Raw genomic sequence first — 20138 nt, 5'->3', positions numbered from 1 at the left:
CTCTTCCCTAAGAAGGAAAGAGGTTTTTGTATGGTTTGGTTCATTTTTTATTGAATTGTTTCTGCATGAGTTTTTCCATTGCAACTGGTGCAAGAGAGTAGACTTTGCTTCCGGAATCCATCCAGGAAGGCAGATTGATTTCCCGCTGTTTCGTAAATAAATGGTGGACGACCGTCCTCGCTACGCGGTTCGGATCAAGCATGATCTTATCGACCGATTTCTCATACTTTCCGCTCGGGTCCGCCTGTTGAAAGAAATTTGTTCTCACAGGTCCGAGGTTGACGGAAGTGACATAGATGCCTAGAGGCTCCACTTCCATCCTTAACGCATTTGTAAACCCTATGACTGCGTGTTTAGTCGCTGCATAAACCGCTGATTTTGGTGTGGCGATTTTGCCTGCCTGTGATGCTATATTGATAATGTGCCCTTCTCCATGCTGCACCAAATGGGGCAGTAGCTGATGCGTGGCTCGAAACAGTGACTTCACGTTAACAGAAAGCATACGCTCGATGTCCTGCCAATTCGATTCAGCCACAGGATCGAACACAGCAACCCCTGCATTGTTAATCAGCCCGTCAATCGATCCGTGTTCATAACAAATCCGGTCGATCGTATCTTTCCATTCGGCATCATTCGATAAATCTGCAGGGTACCATGGACTTTTGACTCCAAAGGCTTCTTCAATTTTCTCGGCGATGATTTCCAATTTGTGTGCGGTTCGTGCAACAAGGATCGGGGTCCCGCCTTGCTGCGCCACGTGAATGGCTAGAAATTCGCCAATTCCACTGGAGGCTCCAGTAATCAGCACTTTTTTTCCTTTTACTCGTTCATTCATTCGATCACCTATTTGCTTGATAGAATTTCTCTCCGTTTACGTAAGAAACCTTAAGTTTCCCCACACTTTCTAAGTAGTCCAGTTGTCCGATTGTTTCTGACATCGTCAAACCGAATTGATTCTCGATGTGCTTCGGAAAGAGACGCTTGCATACGTCATATGCACGTAATGGCCCCTCGCTAAACATCCGAAGCACCTTTTCTGACCGTTGCTCCTGCTTCTTCAATCGTTCTGGGATCAGCTCGTGGGCATGATCAAAAATTTTCCCATGCCCTGGATAAACCGTACCAAGCTCCCACTGTAACAACTTTTCCATAGAATGGCGATAGTCGAGCAACGGTCTTGGACGTGCTTCTCCTTCCTTGTGGGGAGGCTCAAGTAAAGGGTTCGAAGAAATATGGGACAGCAGGTGATCTCCACCAATCAATGCCCCGTCGCCTTCTCTATAAAAGGATAAATGGCTCTGGGCATGACCGGGTGTTTCGATCGTGACCCATTCTTCATGACCTGGTAACCGGTCGCCTTCAGTCAACTCATGGGTAAGCTTTCCTTCTGACGTCCAATTCAATGTCTTTCTCAATCCCTTTAACAATGGAAAAAAGCGCTCAGGTACTCCAGATTCCTTGTACATGCCTTTGAAAAATTCCTCATAATGGGAGAAGTATTCTTCTTCCCGTTCAAGCCAGGGTTTCAAGTTCGGGTGCCCAGCGATCACATCTACATTGGGTAGCCGCTCGACAAGCCCCATATGATCGGGATGATGGTGAGTCAAAATTACCTGTTTAATATCCTCCGGCTGATATCCCGCTTCCTTTAACTGTTCGACGAGAGAATCCCAACACTCCTCTGTCTTCACACCTGCATCAATAAGGGAGAGGCGATCCCCTTTTAATAAATACACATGAACATCCCCGACTGCATAAGGGGTCGGCAACGTTAATTGAGTAATGGTATCCTTCAATGTCTTCATAACACTTCCTCCATACTGAATGATCATTCACTTTTCTACATTGTAGCACGACTGCCATATATTTTCCTCCTATATGACAAAGATTACAGACGTCTCATTATTCATAATTCTTTTTCTAGTGGGACTTTTTCCAAAAGACTTCAAATAAAAATTACTTTTCATTATACTTTAACGCGTCATTGTAAATTAAAAAGATATGTAAAGGTCAATAAGGAGGAAGATCATGGAACAACAAGAAAAGAAAGGGTTGACAATGCGCATACTCGACTGGATTGAGCGTGTCGGGAACAAATTGCCACACCCTGTCACATTGTTCGCAATATTTGCACTCATGGTTGTCGTCGCTTCCTGGATCTTCTCCACGATGAACGTGGAAGTCGAAGACCCAGCGACTGGCGAAACGTTACAAGTCGTCAACTTGCTTTCCAGTGACGGCATTCAATACATGTTTGAAAGTATGGTAGAAAACTTCGTAGGCTTCGCACCGCTCGGTACCGTCCTCGTTACGATGCTTGGTATCGGAATCGCCGAGCGTTCAGGGCTGATCAGTGCGATGCTTCGTGGACTCGTTACATCCGTCCCACGTTCACTGATGACAGCAGCACTCGTATTCGGTGGGATCATGTCCAGTATGGCAGCCGATGCCGGATACGTTGTTTTGACACCACTCGGAGCGGTCCTATTTGCCGGTCTTGGCCGTCATCCACTTGCAGGTCTTGCCGCAGCATTTGCCGGGGTTTCCGCTGGTTTCAGTGCCAACTTGCTGCTTACATCATTGGATCCACTGCTTGGTGATTTGACGATTCAAGCGGCAGCAACCATTGATCCTGCGTATGCGGATACGATCCTTTATACGATGAACTATTTCTTCATGATTGCATCTGTTTTTGTTCTTACGATTGTCGGTACACTTGTAACAGACAAAATCGTCGAACCGCGTCTTGGAGAATACAAAGGTGGCGTGGAAGAAGAAGTCAACTACCTTTCTCCACTCGAGAAAAAAGGGATGATTGGTGCTCTGATCGCGTTTATCGTTACCATCGGGCTGCTATCCCTGCTCGTCGTACCATCCTGGGGACCATTGCGTAACCCTGATGATTTCTTAGCATCTCCATTTTTCCATAGCTTAGTGCCTGTCATTCTGATTATGTTCTTCGTCCCTGGTTATGTTTACGGGAAGATCACGAACGAAATTAAGAATGATAAAGACGTAGCCAATCAAATGTCCGACACGATGGCTAGCATGGGAATTTACATTGTCCTTGCCTTCACGGCTGGTCAATTCGTTGCCTACTTCAACCATACGAATCTCGGAAAAGTCATTGCTGTCAGCGGTGCAGAATTCCTTGATTCCATCGGATTCACAGGCATCGGTCTCATCATTGCTTTCATGTTCGTGGCTGGATTCATCAACCTGTTCATCGGAAGCTCGTCAGCGAAATGGGCGATTATGGCTCCCGTATTCGTACCGTTGATGATGCAGCTCGGTTACTCTCCGGAGCTTACGACACTTGCTTACCGGATTGCCGACTCAACAACAAACATCATTTCACCATTGATGCCATACTTCGCAATCGTCATTGCGTTTGCCCAAAAGTATGATAAGAAGGTCGGTATTGGTACATTGATTTCTACCATGCTTCCTTATTCCATTGCATTCTTTGTCATTTGGACATTGATGCTGTTGATTTGGATGCTGACCGGATTGCCAATCGGTCCTGGAGCAGGATTCGAATACAATGGGTAATCCATCATGAACAAAAGCGTCCGGAATTAATATCCGGACGCTTTTTTTATACCTAAATCCTGACCTGGTTTGCGATGATCATTAAGCTTTTCAGACGATCAGCCGTTTCAGAGATGCCCACCTTTGAAGTATCAATCACCACATTTGCGCTGGCTCGCAATTTTGGGAGCACATAAGTGAAACTTTCTATGATTGCTGCTCTCTCACCTGGATGCTTTCCATAAGGATTTGTATCTCTTTGATTCACACGATCAAGCATGACATCCAATGGGACTTCCAGTAGAACAACATAATCAAAAGATTGATAAAATTTCCCTTGATTTGAATAACACCCTGATAAGACTAAGTGAGAACGCTTCCTCCTCTCGATGAGATGAGAGATTTTTTCTTCATCCCACACGATTTCCTCTCCTTCTACGGTAGTGATTTTCTTGGTGAAGCCATGCTCATCGGTATCGACCACATCATAACCTTCATTCTCCAGCTTTCGCAGTACGCTCGTTTTCCCCACACCAGATAACCCTGTAACAAAAATAACTCCCATCCTACCACCGACCTTTTAGTGAGGTTTGCTCAAAAGAATCTCTCATCCCCGGTCTTTCCTAAAGAACTCATGAATGACCTGCGTCAAAATCTGCGGCAGCTTTTCAAAACTGTAGGATAATTCCAGGCGTTCCGTCCATTGATGAGGATCCCTTCCTAATGGTCCGATGTTGATAATTGGCATTGTAATCGATTCCATCACTTCTGTCGGCCACTCAAAACCATTGCCGTGAATCGGCATCTGTTTCGTCAAATCCGAGAGTGACGACGTAGAGGATGTGGGTCCGATAAAACTCAAATCGCTCAAACCTGTAAAATACTCCACCACTTCAAGCTCTTCTCCGAACTTCTCCATGGCATAATCGATGGCCGTTTTAGCCCCATGCTGAATGAAAGGGTCATCGTTCGATGACACCGCCGGATAAAAAGGTGGACTGTAAAAAAGGACAATCATCGGGCTGATATCTTTACATATGGACGCCAGACTTTGGACAAGTGTCGTAGAGAAATCACGATCGCCCTGGTCTCTTAAGTTAACTAACCGATTCTGACGGCGGTCGACCTCCGTTTTTCCATACCGTGCGACCGCTTCTTTGTACAACTGATCATACGTCAGAATCGTGATATCGGGATGGAAAGCGGACGTTTGTGTTCCTTCCAGGTAAAAAGATGCCTGATGGTGATAATGATTGATGATTTTAGCTTTCGCCCGTTGCGCGGCCTGTAAAAGCTTTTCATTCAGTTCTGCTATTGACTGCTTCATATAGAGGACGTTATACATGGCGACCGCTGCCTGAGGGGTCTGCACCGAATATTCAAATTTCAAGTCGCGCTGCATCAGACTGAGCGGGGGCGGTGTCCGTTCTCCTCCAACCTTTTCGATAAACGCTTCATTTAATTCCATTTCCTGTGCTAAATAGCTGACCATCAGATTGGCATTCAATCCACCGAACGGTTCACCTGCGTGTGTTTCTTTTCCGTAACATAAAAAACCCGGCAGCGTCTTTCCAATAGAACCTGTGTACAAATAATAAGCTGGATCGCCGGGATATTTGCTGAACATCGGCTCGCCATTTAAAGCCGCTTTATAGACAAGGTCTTCCTTATCCCGAATTTCAGCGAGGGCTGGAAGAGCAGCCAGCATGCCTTCCGAGTTCACTTCTTCATCAGGGACAGCAAGGAGAAGCAGATTTCCGTCAAATTCCCCCGCCATCGCTTTTTCTAAAAGGGATAGGTGGACGGTAAGCCCTGCTTTCATATCCATCGTTCCACGACCGAAAAGCCAATTCCCGGACTCTAAATCGCGAGCGGCTTCTTTTGGCAGATCTTCGATATTCTTATGTAGCTCTTGAGTGAGCTCGCGAGGGTAGAAAGCAAGGTTCTGGTAGGATCCGTAATCTTCAATCCCTACGACATCGACGTGGGAAATCAACACAAGCGTCTCCTTGGCCTCGTCTTTTTTCACTAAGGCTGTCAGTAATTGACGCCCATCGTCCAGCGGGTGCAAGTTGAGGTGGCTGGGCCGTTTTTTATAATAATCGCGATCTTCTAAAATATAATATAAGTATTCGATGATTGCGATTTCCTCATTGCTGTTCGTTATACTAGGGTACTCTACAAGAGAACATAGGAGATCCGTCAACTGCTCTTTCGTCTGCCAAACTGTCATGGGGTCACACTCCTTATTGACTTTTCCTGGATTATCAAACACAATCAAACTCATAAGCTACTTGGAAGAGGTGAACGTCACGATGAAAACCCTTATTTACGCTCATCGAGGAGCGAGTAAGCTGGCTCCGGAAAATACAATGCCCGCTTTTGAACTGGCGCGTGCAGCCGGGGCTGACGGAATCGAGACCGATGTGCAGCTTACGAAAGACCAAATTCCCGTCCTCATCCATGATGAAAATCTTAGACGCACCACCAACGGAACAGGGTTCGTACAAGACTATACATATGCTCAGCTCCGCCTGCTTGATGCAGGAAGCTGGTTTTCTCCTAAATTTTCTGACACTTATATTGTAACACTGGACGAGTTTCTTCGCTGGTTTCGGGACCAGCCCATGTTTTTAAATGTCGAATTGAAAACCAACGTCATTGCTTACAAAAACATCGAGCGGATTGTCTATGAATCTCTAAAACGATACCACGTTCTGGAGCGAACGGTTATTTCGAGTTTCAATGCCGATTCCCTCACACGCATGAAAGACATCAATCCATCCATACAGACAGCATTCCTTACATCCACGAAAATGCGGAACCTGCCTCAATACGCGAAGTCTGAAGGGTGTGACGCTTTGCATGTGAAACACCGCCTGCTGGATAAAAAACTCGTAAAACGCTGCCACAAGGAAAATCTCGAACTCCGCATTTATACGGTAAACCGCCCTTCCATGATGAAAAAGTGTTACAGCCTGGGCGTGAACGGGATTTTCACAGATGTTCCCCACCAAGCAATCGAATACCGTGACCTTTATCGAAAACGGAGAAATCGTTAATATGTTCTGGGTATTTTTTGGACTTCTGTTTGTATGGATGATTCTCCTTGTGGACTTCCTTCTAGGAATCAGGAAAATTCCAAGGCTTGAAGATACCGTTCCTTCGCAAACGGATGAGCTCGTTTCTGTTATCATTGCGGCCAAAGACGAAGAAGACGCCATTCGCGAAACGCTGCACACCCTTCTGCAGCAAAAAAACGTGAGGTGTGAAATCATCGCTGTGAACGACCGCTCCAGTGATCGAACGGGTGAATTCATAGACGAAACAGTTGCGTCATACTCTACCATTCGGGCTGTTCATATCAATCACCTGCCAGACGGATGGCTTGGGAAAAATCATGCTCTGAAGAAAGGCGCCGAGCTTACCTCTGGCGCTTATTTGCTTTTTACAGACGCCGACATTCGATTTGATGAACAGACCCTCGCCAAAGCGATGACAGCTATGAAAGTTGATGAGCTCGATCACCTCACAGCCGCACCGAACTTAGAAGCTCATTCCTTCGCGTTACGGGGCTTGATTTCCTATTTCTTGTTTGGTTTCGGTTATTTAAAACGCCCTTGGACAGCGAACCAGAAGAAGCCTAGAGGTGGAATGGGGATCGGGGCTTTCCAAATGATGACAAAATCCTGTTATCAAAAGATCGGGAACCATGAAGCGGTCCGTTTCCGACCTGACGATGACCTTGCCCTTGGACAAAAAGTCAAAGCCTCTGGTTTCAAACAACAGCTCGTAACCGCCAAGCAGCTTTTATCTGTCGAATGGTATCCCGACTTCAAGTCTGCTCTAAAAGGGGTCGAAAAGAATGCCTTTGCCGGCTTGAATTATTCCATTCCCCTGTCTTTGTTTGCTCTTTTTGGTGTCCTGATTTCGCAAGTGTTTCCATTCATTTTCGTCTTTTTCGGAAGTCCTGCCGTTCAAATCATTAGCGCAATCAACATCCTTTTGTTATTTTGTTTATATGGTTTAACGACGCGTTCTTTCACAAACTATCCATTGGGGATGATTTTCGGTCTGCCGATTTTTGCTCTTTTGTTTGTTTTTATGCTAGGTAGAGCACTTATCCTGACATGGGTACGTGGGGGGATTGAATGGCGTGGGAACCGGTATTCCATCAAAGAACTAAAACAATTTTTCCGTAACTCGGAGGAGGATCACCGTTGAAGCATAAATTATTTGAACCTTATACAATAAAAAACATCACGTTAAAAAATCGTATCGTTATGTCTCCGATGTGTATGTATTCTTCAGACAATCAGGACGGCTATGCTCAGCCTTTTCACCTTACCCATTACGAAAGCCGCGCAGCTGGACAAGTTGGACTGATCATTACAGAAGCGACGGCTGTTTTACCTGAAGGCCGTATTTCACATGAAGACCTTGGAATCTGGAGCGACGAACACATTGAAGGTCTACAAAAAATAAACGAAGGCATTCATCGTCACGGGGCTAAAGCCGGTATTCAACTGGCTCACGCCGGGCGTAAAGCTAACTTAAGGGACGAAATTTTCGCCCCGAGTGCTGAAGCTTTCAGTGCATCCATGAAGGTCCCGACAGAAATGACAAAAGAAGACATCCAGCGTACAGTGGAAGCTTTCCGTGAGGGAGCTGGCCGATCTAAAAAAGCGGGCTTTGATGTCATTGAACTTCACGGGGCCCACGGGTATTTGATCAACCAATTCCTCTCCCCTCTTACGAACAAACGGGATGATGAATATGGAGGCACCCGTGAAAATCGATACCGTTTCCTGCGTGAGACGATTGAAGCTGTCAAACAAGAGTGGGATGGCCCACTTTTCGTCAGAATCTCAGGGGAAGAATATCACGAAGACGGAAACACGATGGACGATTTTATCTTTTTTGCCCGTGAAATGAAGTCCCAGGGCGTAGACCTCATCGACGTCAGCTCAGGTGGTGTCGTTCCTGCCGCGATCGACCCTTACCCAGGATACCAGGTCACGTTTGCAGAACAAATCAAACAGGGAGCCGACATCGACACAGGGGCTGTCGGTCTGATTACAAGTGGAAACCAGGCAGAAGAAATTTTGCAAAATGAACGGGCCGACCTGATTTTCCTTGCACGGGCTCTCTTAAGAAACCCGTACTGGCCGAAAGAAGCAGCTGATGAACTCGGCTATCCATTAGAAGGTCCAAGACAATATACCCGCGGGTGGTAAATACCTGTGAACTGCCGGAAACGCATCCGGCAGTTTTTTTTATGGCATTTCAAGTGTGTTCTCCCCTTTCTGGTGGTATCATGATAAGTGTAGGAGAGTGTTGGCAATGGAACTATTTTTTTTAGGTACGGGATCTGGTGTCCCATCAAAAGAAAGAAATGTCTCCTCCCTTGTCCTCCGACTTCTTGAAGAGCGGGGAACGACATGGGTCTTTGACTGTGGAGAAGGCACACAACAGCAAATATTGAATACAAACATACGTCCGCGACGAATTGAAGTGATTTTTATCACCCACCTTCATGGGGATCACATTTACGGACTGCCTGGATTATTGAGCAGCCGTTCTTTCCAGGGTGGAGAAACACCTGTAACCGTTTACGGGCCGCGCGGTTTAAAAGATTACATTGATATCAGTCTCGAATTGAGCGGAACGCACCTTCGCTATCCCCTTTACATAGAGGAAGTGGAGGAAGGAGAGCTTTTCGAAGACGAACAGTTCATCGTTGAAGCTGTCAAACTTGAACATGGACTTGAGAGTTATGGATATATCCTTAAGGAAAAAGACCAACTTGGTGAACTACAGCCGGACAAGCTGAAAGCGTTAGGAGTGAAACCTGGCCCCATCTATCAAAAGATTAAAAATCAACCAAGGACGGTCCTTGAAGATGGAAGAGTCATTAACCGCAAAGATGTCATTGGACCACCGAAAAAGGGGCGGAAAGTCGCCATTTTTGGGGACACACGTTACCTTCCTCATCTTGAGGAGGTTTTGAAAGGTAGCGACGTCCTTGTCCATGAGGCGACATTTGCCGGAGATGAAGAAAAGATGGCTTACGATTATTTTCATTCCACCGTCAAACAAGCCGCCACCCTTGCAGAAAAAGCAAATGTTGGGGAATTAATCCTTAATCACGTTTCTTCCAGATACCAGGGGGATTCCGTGGAGGAGCTTCTGAATGAAGCACAGCAGATATTCCCGAACACCACGATCGCATACGATTTTTATCAACATCCCATCAAACGTACTTAATAAAGGAGGAGCTGTATGCACGCAACGGTGAAGGTACAAAAAACATGGTTCCAAGAAGGACATACGAAGAGCTATGCTTTCCGTAAAGAACAGCTGTTAACAATGAAAAAGATGCTGACGACCTTTGAAAAACCCATTCTCAATGCTTTGAAATTTGATATGAACAAATCAGAATACGAAGCGTACGCATCAGAAATCGCCTTTTTGAAAAGTGAAATCGATCAACATGTGAAACAGCTGAAAACATGGATGCAGCCGACTAAAGTGAAGACCCCACTCACCCATACAGGCTCCAAAAATTTCATTCGAAAAGAACCCTATGGCACTGTACTGGTCATTGCTCCATGGAACTATCCTGTACAGCTTGCCCTCGCCCCGGTGATCGGTGCGATTGCAGCGGGGAACACAGTCATCATTAAACCATCTGAGCTTACCCCCACTGTTTCATGGGTGTTGAAAAAGATGATTGAACAGTACTTCCCCCCACACTTTATTGCCGTGATTGAAGGCGATAAAGAGGTGACTCAGGAGTTGCTTGAACAACCACTTGATTATATTTTCTTCACCGGGAGTGTGCCCGTGGGTAAAATCATTATGGAAAAAGCGAGCAAACAGCTGATCCCTGTAACGTTGGAACTCGGAGGAAAGAGCCCGACGATCGTAAACAAAGATGCAAATATCGACCTTGCCGCCAAACGAATTGTCTGGGGAAAATTCACCAACGCAGGTCAAACGTGTATCGCGCCTGACTATCTTTACGTCCACCATGAAGTGAAAGCTGACTTAATCCGTGCGATGAAAAAGTACATCCAGCAGTTTTACGGGGAGGATCCTTTGGAGAGTGAAGCGTACACCAAAATCGTGAATCAATCGCACTTTGAACGAGTAGCTTCTTACCTGGACTCCGGTACGGTTGTTGTCGGCGGTGCTTTAGATGAATCTAAACACAAAATCGCGCCTACCATTCTTGACCAGGTGTCCTGGGAAGATCAGGTCATGAAAGATGAAATCTTTGGTCCCGTGCTTCCTGTTTTAACTTATCATGAGCTCGATGAAGTGATTGATAAGATCAACAGCCGTCCGAAGCCGCTTGCCTTGTATTACTTCGGAGAAAACGAAATCGAACAGCAGCGCATCCTCAACTCGATTTCCTTCGGCGGCGGGTGCATCAACGATACCCTATACCATATCATCAATCCACACCTTCCATTTGGGGGTGTCGGCGAGAGTGGCATGGGCAGCTATCACGGCAAACGTAGTTTTGATACGTTCACACACGAGAAAAGCATCACTAAACAAACAACACGGTTCGATCAGAACTTCCGCTATCCTGGGTCTCAACTAGGTATGGCGGTGCTGAAAAAATTCTTTGGATAGTAAAAAGCGAGCATTGCGCTCGCTTTTTTTTGCGCGTTCCAGACTTCTTGCGCGAAAAAGGACAGCGGCCCAGCCGCTGTCCTTTTTCTCTAGTCTTGTTGCTTTTTCAATGCTTCCTGCAACGATACATTCTTCAACTTTCGTTTTGATAACCAAAGCGAGAGCCAATACGTAAGCAGGATGACAATAAATCCGATCACAACCATCCACCATGCTACATCAGTCGGCATAAGAAAACCGGTCTCCTGAACCAGCGTGTTCATCGTTTGTTCCAAGCTTAAACTTGCGAGCGGAATGGAAACAAAGTAAGCGATGAGTACGATCGGGGTGTACACACTCAAAACAAGCTTAGAAACTTCTTTATCATGATAGCCCATCACTTTAAACAACGAAATGGATGGTGAATTTTCCTCAACGATCAAATTGGTGAGCAAAGTGAGAACAATTACTCCAATTAATACAGCGAAAACGGCCATTCCTGCCACCGACGCTCTAGTGGCTCCTGTCGTCGATTCAAAACTGTCGATCGCCTTCTGCTTATCTTCTACCATATAAACATTTTCACTATTATCCGGGGGCTGTTTCTGCCATGTACCTGTATAGGCCCCTTCAGGGAAACCAAGGAAATCATTCAATTCCTCGCGAGGAAGATACAGGTTATTCCCAATATAAAGGTCGGCCACTGCAGCAACCTCTACCTGCATCGTATCCGAGTTCAAAGAGTTTTTGAGGTTGATCTCCTCCCCTTCCCCTACACCAAGAACCGCGGCCAAAGGAGCACTGATAATCGCCCCTTCTGATAAATTGGATTGCAGGCTTTCTCCTTCAGCACTCAATTGTATAAACTCGTTCTCTTTTTCCATTCCATATGCCTGAATTTTCACGTCTTCATCCACGACACCAAGTTCGTTCATTATAAAAGGACTTTGTTCATCCTCTGTCTCTTCTGTCATTAACGATCGATAGTGGACAGCATAGTCGTATTTCAAAATTTCCTTATACGTCGTTTCTACGAGCTGATCCATGCTATTGAACGTAATCAATCCAAACAATAATAAAACGGTTGAGAACATCACTCCGATAAAAATATAGACACTTCTCGCTTTGTTTCTCACCAATAACCTCAAACGGAACCTGCGAATAAAACCTCCTTTTTGCAAAAGTGGAAGTTTTTCAAGCCAGGATTTTTTCCCACTGGAGACCTCTTTGGGCCTCAATAGAGTCAGTGGTTCTGTTCGTAACGTCCGACTGATGACGAAGGCCGTGAGTAAGATCAAAAGCAATAGGGGAATGACAAAACCTATAACAAGAACAAAAGGATCCCAGTCAAACATGGAGAGGGCGGGTAAGTTAAAGTAGTTCGCATAAAGGTTTGAAAGCGGTACGGAAAGACCCGCACCCGCAGTTAAACCACCGACCGTTCCTCCCAACCCAATGACCCAGGCATAACCTAAATAATGGCGGACTAATTCTTTCTTACGGTAACCAAGGGCCATTAGCGTGCCGATCTCTTTTCTCTGCATTTCCATTCGCCGCTTCATAAGCATCAATACCATAGCGATGGAGAGAGCAAGAATGAACAGCGGCAATGTCGTCGTCATTCCCTTTGCGCCTTGGATTTCTGTTTCCACAAAACCTATGCGCGGGTTATCTTCTGAGTTCACGAATTGCAAAAGAGCCGTTTCTTCCCTTACCGATTCCCTAAACCCATTAGGAACGTCTCCACTCTCGGTCCATCCTAGAATTTCTGTCTGTCCATTAACCGAAAAATTTGAACCGGAAATGACTGCGACACCGAATTTTTCAGCATCCGCTAACAAATCAGTCATTTGTTCGACCATATAAATATAATCAGGCAAGTAGACGAATCCTGTAATTTCAAACTTTTGGTCGTCCAGTGTGATGATATCTCCCAGTTCGTATTGATGTTTTTCCGCATACACTTTGGAAATAGTCAGCTCTTGATCGCTCGCTGGTGCTTCCCCTTCGGCAATGTAAGGGATGTTAACAGAATCAGTAGTTGTAAATGCGCGCAATGTCGAATCATCGACCTCAAAATCTGCATACTTACGTTTTTCTAAAATGACATTATACTCATCTTCCCATAAGGAGAGCTGATCATCTGTAACTTCCCCACCAGCTACAAAATGAAAGCTTTCCTGTTTGTAGTCCTCTGAAAATGTTTCATTTCTTGATTCCAGTGTCGTGATAGCCATGGATAAGGATACATAAAGCATAACAGCAAGTAAAAGAAGAACAGCCACCCCGGCATATTGAAATTTCTTTTCTTTTAATGTCCTGTACACAGATTTCTTTAAAATCATGACCATGTCACCTTCTCTGGATCGACAGGATTTTCGTTTTCAAAAGAACCAACAATTTCACCGCTTTTCATTCGGATAACGGAGTGAGCCATTTCACCGATCCCCTGGTTATGAGTAATGATTAAAACTGTCGTCCCGTACTGCTCATTAACAAACTTCAACAACTTCAGGATATTCTTACCCGTTTCTTCATCAAGAGCACCTGTTGGTTCATCACAGAGTAGAATTTGCGGGTTCTTAATCAGTGCTCTCGCTATTGCAACACGCTGCTGTTCACCCCCGCTTAATTGAGAAGGAAATTTATCTTTCTTATCCCACATGCCTACTTTTTCAAGCGTATCTTTCATGTCGAGTGGCTGCTGGCTCAATTCCCGCCCGACTTCTACATTTTCTTCGACGGTTAGGGTTGGGATTAAGTTATACTGTTGAAATATGAACCCTACGAATCTCCGGCGGTAATCCGTGAGTTGACGATCCTTCAATTGATCAAGGACCGTGTCTCCAACTTTAATTGATCCTGAATCATAACGGTCGATTCCCCCAATAACATTGAGCAAGGTTGATTTCCCTGACCCTGATGGGCCAAGAATCGTTATGATTTTTTTATCTGGTACTTCTAATGACGCCTGGCGCAGCGCCTGAACTGTCACTTCTCCGCTCTGATACGTCTTATTGACTTGATTTGCGAAGATTGCCATTTCATCAACTCCAATTAAAAGTTTTGTAATGAAATACATCAATTATTTCATTTTTAGTGTACCTCAATAAAAAAAGAAGTCAATAACTTTTTGAAATATTTATATGTATATATTTCATTATTTATCATCCCGCTCACTATTTTTATTGCACATAACGGAAGGTTTGTGGAACTACAACAAAAGAAAACCCAGGCAAGCGCTAGGCTTTGCCTGGGTTCTCTATTAAAAAGATGGAAGGTTGTCCAAGTTGTTGGATTGAATGCCATCCGGTTCACTGCGCAGATGGTCTTCTCCATCTTTACCTCGAATGAGGTTCACGTGTTCCAGTTCACCACTGCGCGCCATTTCATGTGCTCGTTTATAATCGACCACCTGACCTGACGACAGTTGCATTTCAACAATGCTCCCTTGCCCGTTTTTTCTAACGGCGACAATTTGTTCTGGCATCATTCTCAACCTCCTCAAGAATTATTTTGTCCAAGAACCCAGATAATATGACTCTCATTCCAGTGGTGATAATTGGATGTATAAAAAATAGAAAAGACAGCCAAATGGCTGCCTTTTCTTCTTACATATCGTGAGAAGATTTTTGTTTTTGACGCGAATGCTGTCTGTTTTTCACTTTATGAGATCCTTGAGCCGGTTCCCCATATGCTTGTTTCGGCCCTAGTGGTAAGTTCGGTTGTTCTTGCTGTTTTGGTCCCATGCGTCTACCCATGAAAATCCGCCTCCTTGATTATCTGCGTTTACGAGCTGCTTCTGGCCCCTCCATCGCGGTCGCACCTGGATAACTTAAGCGCTGATCACGATCGGACTCCACTCTGCCGGATTTTTTCAACTTTTTCTCTTGTCGATCTCTACCCATTCTAGAACGCCTCCCTTCTCTTTTAGTATGGAAAAGAAGATGGAGGCTATGCCTGGGAATCATTTTTTGAAATCATCGAGAAAGTCTTTTTGAAAGCTCGTATTCACCTGAGGGTTCGTCGGATTACTAAGGTCTCGGAAAGGGTTTTTGCCATATTTCTCAGTCAGATCATCAATCGTCTTATACAGTTTTTCCTTGCTGGCGTATTGTTCAAAATTAAAGAGATCCAGTTGTTGACTCACTTCTGATTTCTCCGCCAGGTCACTCGCTGTAACGCCAAGCAGACGAACAGGCTGCTGATTCCAATGATCATCGAATAACTGCATCGCTACTTGAAAAAGGTCTTCTGATGAATGGATGAATTCCTTCAGTTGCCGACTGCGTGTCACTGTTTTCCGATCATGATAACGAATCGTCAACTGCACATTTCTTGCAAGAACTTTTTTATTCTTCATTCGACCTTCCACCTTATTGGAAAGTCTGCGAATGACCGTTTGTACCTCTGTGTCATTCGTTGTATCTTGGGGGAGCGTTGTTGAAGTGCCAATACTTTTAAATTCATGAACCGCATCAGGATCGACGAGGCGATCATCCATTCCATTCGCCCTATTTTTCAATCGCTCTCCATTAATTCCAAGAACACCCTTCAACTCAAGGACAGGATGTTCAGCTAAACCACCAATCGTTTCAATTCCGATCTTTCTTAGTTTCTCAGCCGTTTTTGAACCGACTCCGTACATTTCTTCTATCGGTAATGGCCATAATTTTGTTTCAAGATCTCTTTTCCGTAAGATCGTAATTCCCATTGGTTTTTTCATATCGGAAGCCATCTTTGCCAAAAATTTATTTGGAGCGATCCCAATACTACAAGGAAGATCGAGCTCTTCATTGATTCGCTGCTGGATGCGCTCGGCTATTTCTGGAGGAGAACCTTGGTCCGCGCAGTCGGTAATATCCATATAACCCTCGTCTATGGAAACCGGCTGTACGAGCGGCGTCACATCAGCTAGAATTTTGAACATTTCTTTGGACGCAGTTCGGTACCGTTCAAACGTCGGTCCCATCACTATAAGTTCAGGGCACAACCGTCGAGCCTCTCCTAAAGGCATCGTCGTTTTAACGCCGTATTTGCGGGCTTCATAGCTGCTTGTGACAATGATTCCGCGTCTTTCTTCAGGGTTTCCAGCAATGGCAAGCGGCTTTCCCTTTAGAGATGGGTCAAAAGCTGCTTCCACAGAAGCATAGAAACTATTCATATCTACATGAAAAATGACGCGTCCTTTTTTGGGATACCATTTGGACTGCATAGCGTTCTTCCTCCATTGGAACATTTGTTCTCTATTATATCATGTCATGCTTCATTCATGTTCAACAACGCTTTTTTATTGTTTCTCCAATACATATAACCCATGAGTCTTACACAAACGGGAGCTTATGTGGAAGGGTGTAATATAGACCATAAAAAATACTCCCTGAAGATTCAGGGAGTATTACGTTGTTAAATCATTGTGCTACTTCTTCAACGATCGCTGTTACGAACTCTGTAATCTTTTCAAGCTCACTAACAGGCATGCGCTCGTTGGTTGTATGAATTTCTTCATATCCTACACTCAAGTTCACTGTAGGAACACCGTGGCCTGCGATCACGTTGGCATCACTTCCGCCGCCACTTGTCAGCAATTCACTTTCACGACCGATCCGTTTCGCAGCAGAACGTGCGACTTCAACGACTTGGTCTCCAGCTTGTTGTTTGAAGCCTGGATACATGATTTCAACATCAAGTTCGACTTCGCCGCCCATTTCTTCTGCTGTTTCTTTGAAGGCTTTTTTCATCTTCTCTACTTGCGCTTCCATTTTTTCAGGGTCTAGAGAACGGGCTTCGGCTAATACTTCTACATGGTCACAAACGATATTCGTTTTTTGACCGCCTTCAAAACGTCCGATGTTTGCTGTTGTTTCATCATCAATCCGTCCCAGCGGCATTTTAGCAATGGCTCGGGAAGCAAGTGTGATCGCTGAGATCCCTTTTTCAGGGGCAACTCCTGCATGAGCGGTCTTCCCTTTCACGATGGCATTAATTTTCGCCTGGGTAGGAGCCGCTACGATAATGTTTCCGACTTGACCATCACTATCTAGCGCATACCCGTATTTAGCTTTGAGCATGGAAGCATCAAGAGCTTTCGCCCCAACAAGACCGCTCTCTTCTCCTACGGTGATCACGAACTGCAGGTTTCCATGCTCTACGTCTTGTTCCTGAAGAGAACGGATCGCTTCAAGAATCGCTGCGACACCCGCTTTGTCATCCGCTCCAAGGATTGTTGTTCCATCGGTTACGATATAACCATCTTCAACCGAAGGCTTCACACCGTTACCAGGAACCACCGTATCCATATGAGAGGTGAAGTAAATCGTCTCTGCGTCCTTCTTTGAACCTTCTAAATTACAAATCAGGTTGTTGGCCCCATGACCTGTAATCGATGCAGCATCATCTTCAAGCACTTCCAAACCTAAGTCCTGGAATTTCTTTTTCAATACTTTAGCGATTTCTGCTTCTTGCGTTGTTTCTGAGTCAATTTGAACCAACTCTAGAAATTCATTCAGTAAACGTTCTTTATTAATGGCTACCATCTATGTCTGCCTCCTTCATATGTAAACACATTCCTCTTAGTACGTTAGCGGAACGAAAGGACTGTGTCAATTATAGAGGGATGTTGCCATGCTTTTTATACGGGCGTTCTTCGTGTTTATTCTTCAGCATATCCAGGGCTTTAATCAGTGTGGACCGGGTTTCTCTTGGGTCGATGACATCATCAATCATCCCAAGTCCTGCTGCCACGTAAGGGTTTGCGAATCGTTCTCTGTATTCGTTGATTTTATTTTGTCGTGTTTCCTCTGGGGTTTCGCTTTCTCTGATTTCTTTTGCGAAAATGATATTCGCCGCGCCTTCAGGACCCATGACAGCAATTTCCGCGTTTGGCCAGGCATAAACAAGGTCTGCACCGATCGATTTACTGTTCAACGCGACATAGGCTCCACCATAAGCTTTTCTCGTAATCACCGTCAGTTTAGGAACGGTGGCTTCAGAGTAAGCGTATAGGATTTTGGCTCCGTGGCGGATGATTCCCCCATGTTCCTGTTTAATTCCAGGGAAGAAGCCTGTCACATCTTCAAACGTGATGAGAGGGATATTGAAAGAATCACACGTACGGATAAAACGGGCAGCTTTATCACTAGAGTCGATATCAAGACCTCCAGCCATATATTTCGGCTGATTACAAACAAGGCCTACAGTCTTCCCTTGCAAACGAGCATATCCGACGACGATGTTTTTCGCAAAGTCCTTATGGATTTCGAAGAAAGAACCTTCGTCAACGAATTCATCGATCACGATACGTACATCGTAAGGACGGATCGGATCAAAAGGGATTTTATCTGTGATGTCAGGTCTGAAGTTATCCTCAACTTCCACTTCAACTTCAGGGGTCAGTTCCTCATTGTTCTGAGGAAGGTAACTGACGAGATCCCTTACAGCATCCAAAGCAGAAGCCTCATCAGGTGTCTTCAAGTGAGCATTCCCGCTCAAAGAATTATGGACGCCGGCACCGCCGAGGTCTTCTGCGGAAATTTGCTCACCGGTCACGGTTTCAATGACTTTAGGACCTGTAATAAACATTTGCGATGTTTTTTCTACCATGATGACGAAATCAGTGATAGCTGGAGAATAGACAGCTCCTCCGGCACACGGCCCCATAATGACCGATATTTGCGGAATGACTCCGGAATAGATGGAGTTCCGGTAAAAGACTTGACCATAGCCATCCAAGGAAGAAACACCTTCCTGGATTCGTGCTCCTCCAGAATCGTTCAAGCCGATAAAAGGCGTTCCATTTTTCGCAGCAAGGTCCATGACAGCGGCAATCTTCTTCGCGTGCATTTCCCCTAAGGCTCCGCCGTAAACCGTGAAGTCCTGAGCGAACAAATACACATCACGTCCATGAATTTTACCAAACCCTGTTACGACCCCTTCACCCGGGGCAGACTTTCCATCCATTCCAAAGGCATCATGCCGATGTTCAATAAAAGGATTCAGCTCAATGAAAGAGCCCTCATCCAACAGGTGTTCGATGCGTTCCCTCGCTGTCCATTTCCCTTTATCATGCTGTTTATCAATTCTTTCATCACCGCCGCCTAGTTCAACTTGGCGGCGTTTATCGTACAATTCATTGATTTTATCAAAAATGTCCATTCTTACTCCTCCTCCCCATGCTGACATAGTTCAAATAGGACACCATTGGCTGCTTTCGGATGCAAAAAGGCGATCTGACTAGCATGGGCCCCTTGTTTTGGCTGTTCATGAATGAGACGGACCCCTTGTTCTTTATACTGCTCCAAACGCTTGGTAAGATCGTCCACTTCCAAGGCGATATGGTGGACGCCTTCTCCTTTTTTTGTCAAAAACGATTGGATTGGGGAGTTATCACTCAAAGGCTCCAACAATTCAAACATCGTTTCACCGATTCTCAGAAAAGCGACACGCACTTGTTCTGACTCCACAACTTCAACAGCTTCAAGCTCCAAGCTGAGGTTATGTTGATAGAACGGCAAGGCTGCATCAATGCTTTCCACAGCAATTCCGATATGGGCGATCCGTTTCGGTGCCTCTACCGTTTCCTTGTTCAGAAGCTGTTTAATATAAAGAGCGATGGCATCTGTCGGTGACCCGCTGGTGAAGATTTTGTTCACCCCTTTTTCCTCAAGAAAAGGAATATCTTCTGCCGGTATGACCCCGCCGCCAACGACAGGAATATCAGAGGCACCCTGCTCTTCCAGCGCTTGGACCACTTTAGGAAACAATGATTTGTGAGCACCGGAAAGAGACGAAAGTCCGACAACATCTACATCTTCCTGAATGGCTGCTCTTGCGATTTGTACGGCGGATTGCCGCAGACCTGTATAGATGACTTCCATGCCATGGTCTCTGAGGGCCTGAGCGATAATTAAAGCTCCTCTGTCATGTCCATCTAACCCTGGTTTCGCTATAAGTACACGTATTGGTTTCATCCTCATCATCCCTTC

19 protein-coding genes are annotated in these 20138 nt (G+C 45.2%); 6 read left to right on the top strand and 13 right to left on the bottom strand.

Translation table 11 applies throughout. The features are described 5' to 3' along the window. Positions 1-40: 40 nt before the first annotated feature. Both HFA01_RS02140 and HFA01_RS02135 read right to left on the bottom strand, forming a co-directional pair. A complete protein-coding gene (locus HFA01_RS02140; protein WP_146812935.1) occupies positions 41-835 on the bottom strand; it encodes an SDR family NAD(P)-dependent oxidoreductase in 795 nt (264 codons plus the stop codon). Positions 836-839: 4 nt separating this feature from the next. Beyond that, entirely contained in the window at positions 840-1805 is a 966-nt protein-coding gene (locus HFA01_RS02135) for an MBL fold metallo-hydrolase (protein ID WP_146812934.1), read from the bottom strand. A 223-nt stretch (positions 1806-2028) separates the two neighbouring features. On the opposite strand from HFA01_RS02135, the gene HFA01_RS02130 reads away from it, so the two are divergent. Next, positions 2029-3552: an AbgT family transporter gene (locus HFA01_RS02130; RefSeq protein ID WP_146812933.1), complete on the top strand. Its 1524-nt coding sequence runs from the start codon at positions 2029-2031 to the stop codon at positions 3550-3552. Between the two features lie 52 nt (positions 3553-3604). Here the strand turns inward: HFA01_RS02130 and HFA01_RS02125 are convergent, their stop codons facing one another. Then, the gene (locus HFA01_RS02125) at positions 3605-4096 is read right to left on the bottom strand and encodes an ATP-binding protein (RefSeq protein ID WP_146812932.1); all 492 of its coding nucleotides are present in this window, start codon (positions 4094-4096) and stop codon (positions 3605-3607) included. A gap of 42 nt (positions 4097-4138) precedes the next feature. Next, positions 4139-5764 carry a M20/M25/M40 family metallo-hydrolase gene (locus tag HFA01_RS02120; protein ID WP_146812931.1) on the bottom strand — a complete coding sequence of 542 codons (1626 nt, stop codon included), beginning with the start codon at positions 5762-5764 and terminating at the stop codon, positions 4139-4141. Positions 5765-5846: 82 nt separating this feature from the next. Between HFA01_RS02120 and HFA01_RS02115 the strand changes: the two genes are divergently transcribed. The 5 genes from HFA01_RS02115 to HFA01_RS02095 all read left to right on the top strand — a co-directional run bounded on the left by HFA01_RS02115 (position 5847) and on the right by HFA01_RS02095 (position 11175). Next, the gene (locus tag HFA01_RS02115) at positions 5847-6593 is read left to right on the top strand and encodes a glycerophosphodiester phosphodiesterase (RefSeq protein WP_146812930.1); all 747 of its coding nucleotides are present in this window, start codon (positions 5847-5849) and stop codon (positions 6591-6593) included. Next, positions 6535-7755: a glycosyltransferase family 2 protein gene (locus HFA01_RS02110; RefSeq protein WP_146812929.1), complete on the top strand. Its 1221-nt coding sequence runs from the start codon at positions 6535-6537 to the stop codon at positions 7753-7755. The genes HFA01_RS02115 and HFA01_RS02110 overlap by 59 nt, the downstream gene beginning before the upstream one ends. Next, positions 7752-8768, top strand: a complete 1017-nt coding sequence (gene namA / locus HFA01_RS02105; protein WP_146812928.1) for an NADPH dehydrogenase NamA — start codon at positions 7752-7754, stop codon at positions 8766-8768. Before HFA01_RS02110 ends, namA begins: the two co-directional genes overlap by 4 nt. 106 nt (positions 8769-8874) lie before the next feature. After that, entirely contained in the window at positions 8875-9798 is a 924-nt protein-coding gene (gene rnz / locus HFA01_RS02100; protein WP_146812927.1) for a ribonuclease Z, read from the top strand. Positions 9799-9813: 15 nt separating this feature from the next. Beyond that, positions 9814-11175, top strand: a complete 1362-nt coding sequence (locus HFA01_RS02095; RefSeq protein ID WP_146812926.1) for an aldehyde dehydrogenase — start codon at positions 9814-9816, stop codon at positions 11173-11175. A gap of 89 nt (positions 11176-11264) precedes the next feature. Here HFA01_RS02095 and HFA01_RS02090 read toward each other — a convergent pair whose 3' ends face one another. The 9 genes from HFA01_RS02090 to mce form a co-directional block, all read right to left on the bottom strand. Continuing rightward, entirely contained in the window at positions 11265-13499 is a 2235-nt protein-coding gene (locus HFA01_RS02090) for an ABC transporter permease (RefSeq protein ID WP_167506127.1), read from the bottom strand. Beyond that, positions 13496-14197: an ABC transporter ATP-binding protein gene (locus HFA01_RS02085; RefSeq protein WP_146812924.1), complete on the bottom strand. Its 702-nt coding sequence runs from the start codon at positions 14195-14197 to the stop codon at positions 13496-13498. The genes HFA01_RS02090 and HFA01_RS02085 overlap by 4 nt, the downstream gene beginning before the upstream one ends. Positions 14198-14419: 222 nt before the next feature. Further along, a complete protein-coding gene (locus HFA01_RS02080; protein WP_146813176.1) occupies positions 14420-14644 on the bottom strand; it encodes a DUF3892 domain-containing protein in 225 nt (74 codons plus the stop codon). A 121-nt stretch (positions 14645-14765) separates the two neighbouring features. After that, entirely contained in the window at positions 14766-14915 is a 150-nt protein-coding gene (locus HFA01_RS02075) for a small acid-soluble spore protein P (RefSeq protein ID WP_089651800.1), read from the bottom strand. 18 nt (positions 14916-14933) lie between these two features. After that, positions 14934-15062, bottom strand: coding sequence for a YpzI family protein (locus HFA01_RS02070; protein ID WP_089651799.1), 129 nt, complete (start codon positions 15060-15062; stop codon positions 14934-14936). Positions 15063-15121: 59 nt separating this feature from the next. Further along, positions 15122-16369, bottom strand: a complete 1248-nt coding sequence (locus HFA01_RS02065; RefSeq protein ID WP_146812923.1) for a DNA polymerase IV — start codon at positions 16367-16369, stop codon at positions 15122-15124. 196 nt (positions 16370-16565) lie between these two features. Further along, on the bottom strand, positions 16566-17690 hold the full coding sequence (locus HFA01_RS02060) for a M20/M25/M40 family metallo-hydrolase (RefSeq protein WP_146812922.1): 1125 nt from the start codon (positions 17688-17690) through the stop codon (positions 16566-16568). A gap of 70 nt (positions 17691-17760) precedes the next feature. Beyond that, the gene (locus HFA01_RS02055) at positions 17761-19308 is read right to left on the bottom strand and encodes an acyl-CoA carboxylase subunit beta (RefSeq protein ID WP_146812921.1); all 1548 of its coding nucleotides are present in this window, start codon (positions 19306-19308) and stop codon (positions 17761-17763) included. A gap of 2 nt (positions 19309-19310) precedes the next feature. Further along, a complete protein-coding gene (gene mce / locus HFA01_RS02050) occupies positions 19311-20123 on the bottom strand; it encodes a methylmalonyl-CoA epimerase (protein ID WP_146812920.1) in 813 nt (270 codons plus the stop codon). Positions 20124-20138: the final 15 nt, after the last annotated feature.

Origin of the sequence: Halobacillus faecis (assembly GCF_007991335.1) — a bacterium.
In the GTDB taxonomy this organism is placed as follows: Bacteria; Bacillota; Bacilli; order Bacillales; family Halobacillaceae; genus Halobacillus; species Halobacillus faecis.
The sequence above is the reverse complement of the archived record's forward strand: the minus strand, read 5'-3'. Positions and strand labels throughout refer to the sequence as shown.